The sequence below is a fragment of the Paramuribaculum intestinale genome, from assembly GCF_003024925.1.
Classification (GTDB): domain Bacteria; phylum Bacteroidota; class Bacteroidia; order Bacteroidales; family Muribaculaceae; genus Paramuribaculum; species Paramuribaculum intestinale.
Genome location: NZ_PUED01000186.1, coordinates 1 through 4363 on the forward strand (window position 1 = coordinate 1; position 4363 = coordinate 4363).

Consider the following 4363-nt stretch of genomic DNA (forward strand, 5'->3'; position numbering starts at 1 on the left):
GCCCAAGGCAAGTCTGTGCAAAGAGCGTGGTGAGAATGACACAATTTCAGATTCTTCAAATCCGCTTATATCCATGGATTTTGATAATTCTGACAGGCGATTGTTTATCAGATATGATGCCGCTATATAAAAATTTACAACATCCAAAGGATTGATATTGACCAATTCCTTGCACGGGCATTGCATCCATGTTTTTGACTGATTCTGTAAGTCCGATATTGAAGTATATAATTTCATTACGCTCTTTGGGTTATTGCGCCACACATCTTCAAACTCTGAGTTGAGAAAGTATTCCTTGTATATTATGTCGCAAAGTTAATGTTATGTACTGCCAAAAGGTGTCAGTTGTGGCTATTAAAGTTCTTCTCCTGTAAATATGTTGACTTCTACATTATTAAACATATCTTTAAAGGAAACTTCGGGGCTTACCTCAGCTAATGTATCATCCTTACCGTCTTCCACCCCGTAATCCTCATAGCCATAGTCTTCAAGCTCGAGATGGATTGAACACCATTTCTTATTATCGGAGAGTTTCAATTCTATGCCGTACATCAGGAACTGTTCGCTGTATCTTTCATAGAATTCCTCGGCTATTTTGATTTCCGCATCAGTTATGAGTTTGGTATAATAGGCGTGCCGGCGGCGCATCAGTTCTAAGGTTTCCTTACGGTGCTGCGCCATGTAGTCTCGCAAAGGCGCAAAACGCTCCCTCATTTCATCAATTTTACGTCTTCTCTCGTCTGTATTCTGTTTCATATTCTACGTTTCTAAGTTTAGGGACAAAGTTATCCCTGTCGCCTGCCTAAAGCTGTCAGGCGATAACAAAAATGAAGATATGTTTTTGAACCGGGTCTAAACCTTCACCGATGCGACCAACACCACCTTATAGGAATCACCCAGAGATTCATCTGAGGAAATACCCCACATAATATTGATGTCAGGATTGACTTCTGACAGCGTGTCGGTGATTGATGACAACCCTGACATTTCGGGCTGTCTGTTACCGAAGCGGAAATCAATTAGTAATTCATCTACCTTATCAACCTTACAAGGCAGGGCGTTGACGGCTTCGTTAAAAGCTTCGCCAAGATCGGCGTTAACTCCTGATGTCACATAGCTTTCTCCCTCGGTGGAAAGCACATTGACAACATCATCCTTGTCAAGTGTAATTAAGCTCTCCGACTCAATGATGCGGTCGAGTTCCTTGATGTCGCCATGAACGGGATAACCGTTCCAGATTGAGATTTCGTTGTTCATTGGATTATGCATTAGAGGTGAGTATTTCGATTGCCTTTCGTGCGTCGGCTTCCGTGATGCCGACAATAGGATTTGTCTCGATGAAAGAGTCATGCTGAGCCGGGAAGAAGTCGTCGAGGTCATCGATTATCACGTAATCTGGGCGTCCGTACTTGTCAAGCCAACATTCGATATCCTCGCCACGCGAGATGTATGTGGCGCCGCAGGGGATAGTGCCGATAATCTCGCCGGGAAGCTCCCGCACCTCCCACATCATGCGCAGACTGCCGAGACGATGAAGATATCGCCACGATGAGGAAATGACAATAGCAGCATCGGTATTATCAATAATCAAACGTAGATTCTCAACAGCGCGAGGATCGAAAAGCGGCCCCCACGCATCCTTGTTCGGCTTACCTTCGACGGCAAGCCGCGCCTGATATTGCTCGGTGTTGAGCACACCGTCGAAGTCAAGAAATATTACTGGGCGATTCATCAGTTTTTCTTTTTAGCAGCCCGGGCCGGGTTCGAACCGGCAACACCCCATCACAGGGCACTTTCCATCTAATATAAAGCGCGTCTGACCAATTCCGCCACCAGGCTGATGTGATTGTATCGCAAAATTACAACCATAGTGTCTCATTTTGCGATACAACATGAGATTGTCAATCATTCATATCCTCAAAATCCAGACCGTCTTCGAAGTCTTCTGAATCAATGTCATCGTTTGGGAACATCATTTCAAGCATATCTCTCTTGATATCATGAGAGCGATTATTGCGGATACTGTCAAGTTCAATGTCGCTGTAATTTCCATATGCATCTTTGTACCGCTGCTCGGCAGCGAATTCATTAAGACCACTTTTGATGTATTCTTTCTTCAGACGAAGGAATTCTTCATCTTCCCAAGCTAGAGGTTTATCGATTGGGCTCAGATCCAAAGATTTTCTGATTTCATTCTCATGGAGCGTGCTGATTGAGCCCTCATCTTGTATCCAGTCTTTGATAACTAATCCGGCATAGATTTCTCGTTGCCACGACTCGGTGAATTTATTCTTGAAGTTTTCTTTCTCAAGAAGCAACCACCCATTTACAACCGCGTTCTCGCAAAAATCAGCAAGCGCCCATGCGTCATATCGTTTTGAGCCATGTCGCATCGCCTCGCGGTATATCTCATTGAATACCGGATAATGTTCGTCGAAAAGATCTAACGCATATCCGAAAGCATCCTCATCATAGTACCCCTCACTTAATAGTTTTTCGTGCAATGTTCTGAAACGCTTCGCCTCGAGTAGAAGGTCATCTGTATTTCCTTCATATCCTTCACGCATAGAGCCTAACCAATTACCGATATAACGCTCCACAATCTCGCCTTCACCTTTTGCAATATTCTTGACCGCGAGAACGTATTCTCTACAAGACAGAGTGTCCTGTTTAAGACAATCAAACCAGTCGTGTTTAATCCCAACCTCCTCTCCGGAGTCGATTCTGCTGTTCTGCAACTCAACAAATGTGGCCCAATATATATTTACGGCATCGACGCCGCTATGGGCTAATATCTTGCAGAACAATCTTGACCACTCATGGCCATGGCCTAATTCACGTTGCTGAACATAGGTATCAACATGTGAATACTCTTTGACATCAGTCCAGGCTTGCTCGCGAATATTGTCTGATGTCCACCCGGCGTGCTCTTTCAGTTCGGGCAGATCTTCTGCTGACAAATTGTCCCTTAATATGTCGTCAAAGCATTCTTGCCACTTCTCATGGCAATACTGCCAGGCAATCTCGGGATAGCCCGCTGAGAGGCACGCCTTTTTGAATTCCGCATCGGAAAAAGGTCTTATAAAATCGTTCATGTAATCTTTATAGTTATATAATGCAAAGAACTATATTGCCGAATTTTTCGTTCCGTGTAGTTTCAATCTTGTGTTGCCACAGCTACAATCTTGTTTGCCGATGGCTGTTACTACGGTGTTCATTTATCCGAAATAACTCTTTCAATTATTGACTCAAATACTTTGTGATACCATTCGGTATATCGATTGCCATAACCGGGATGGTATGTCCTGTATGAGTGTATAGGAAGATGGCTACTCTTTATTTGGGCGACCTCTCTGATGGGATAATCACCTAATGGGATAATTTCTGCGTCGTCAAATTTTGCTTTTATGTCCTTGTCGTAGTTAGGGCCTGTAAGGAAAATACACACATCCGGTTTGAGAATGCTTACTTCATTGGCCAAAACATTGAAGTATCTGTTTTCTTGATCGGTTACGTCTTGAACAGGACGCCCCTTATCACAATCTTTACCGAATTTCAAGATATTGTTCCAGACAAAACAATAGTTGTCAGGATTGCCAAGTAACATGTTGAATTCATGAACCCATGGCCAAAAATTAGATTTAGAGCGGTTTTGACCTAAATTGAAGTTCTTGTAGCCAGCCATAGACATTTCGATATCATTCAGTGTGCGAATCGGGTTGTCCCAGCCATATGTCTCTTGTCCTACGACCATTAGTTTGTATGGGGCTTTGCGGTATTCTTCTTCCCTTACATAAAGTCACTATGTTTGCATCAGATTAGCTGACGGGGCGCTCAACGGGGGCTGTCTGCCCCCTTGCCGCTAAGGCTTTCCCCCGAGAGGAGTGAGGAGAAAAGATAGACGTAAGGGCAATTGCATGTAAATTTGTAAAAGCAAAATACATTAACAGCAAAACCGATACGTCTATGGTACAAAGTAACAAAAAAGATTTCAGCGGACAAAATATCTCTATTGGTATTGACGTCCATCTGAGAACATGGAGTGTCACGGTGCTCACCCCCTCTGGTTTTATGCGCACTCATACTCAAAAGGCTTCGGCCAAAGAGCTCTTTGAACATTTGAACAAGCATTATCCTAACGGTAGCTACCATGCAGCCTACGAGACGGGGTTTTCGGGCTTCTCGACCTATTATGCCCTGACTGAGCTTGGTATAAAATGCACCGTGGTACATGCTGCTGACGTTCCGACCACCCAGAAGGAAAAGGTCTCGAAGTCAGACCCGGTGGATTCAAAAAAGCTGGCCAAAGCCCTTATGCGCGGCGAGCTCGGCAGTGTGTACATTCACTCGAAGGACAGCCTCG

General features: G+C 44.1%; 7 protein-coding genes and 1 tRNA gene. 1 reads left to right on the forward strand and 7 read right to left on the reverse strand.

Annotation, left to right across the window (positions count from 1 at the left end; genetic code table 11):
• From C5O24_RS14335 to C5O24_RS11100, 7 genes are all read right to left on the reverse strand, one after another.
• Window positions 1-237: hypothetical protein (locus tag C5O24_RS14335; RefSeq protein WP_205961100.1), on the reverse strand; the 237-nt coding region annotated here is incomplete at its 3' end.
• A 117-nt stretch (window positions 238-354) separates the two neighbouring features.
• Window positions 355-756 (reverse strand): hypothetical protein, encoded by a 402-nt coding sequence (locus C5O24_RS11075; protein ID WP_107037004.1) that lies wholly within the window; start codon window positions 754-756, stop codon window positions 355-357.
• A gap of 96 nt (window positions 757-852) precedes the next feature.
• Window positions 853-1257 carry an FtsZ/tubulin family protein gene (locus C5O24_RS11080; protein ID WP_107681830.1) on the reverse strand — a complete coding sequence of 135 codons (405 nt, stop codon included), beginning with the start codon at window positions 1255-1257 and terminating at the stop codon, window positions 853-855.
• 4 nt (window positions 1258-1261) lie between these two features.
• Window positions 1262-1732, reverse strand: coding sequence for an HAD domain-containing protein (locus C5O24_RS11085; RefSeq protein WP_107681831.1), 471 nt, complete (start codon window positions 1730-1732; stop codon window positions 1262-1264).
• Between the two features lie 16 nt (window positions 1733-1748).
• A tRNA-OTHER gene (locus C5O24_RS11090) sits at window positions 1749-1839 on the reverse strand.
• Between the two features lie 62 nt (window positions 1840-1901).
• Window positions 1902-3095 carry a hypothetical protein gene (locus tag C5O24_RS11095; RefSeq protein WP_107037086.1) on the reverse strand — a complete coding sequence of 398 codons (1194 nt, stop codon included), beginning with the start codon at window positions 3093-3095 and terminating at the stop codon, window positions 1902-1904.
• Between the two features lie 119 nt (window positions 3096-3214).
• Window positions 3215-3754: a hypothetical protein gene (locus tag C5O24_RS11100; protein ID WP_107037087.1), complete on the reverse strand. Its 540-nt coding sequence runs from the start codon at window positions 3752-3754 to the stop codon at window positions 3215-3217.
• A 212-nt stretch (window positions 3755-3966) separates the two neighbouring features.
• Between C5O24_RS11100 and C5O24_RS11105 the strand changes: the two genes are divergently transcribed.
• Window positions 3967-4363: IS110 family transposase (locus C5O24_RS11105; protein ID WP_153061364.1), on the forward strand; the 397-nt coding region annotated here is incomplete at its 3' end.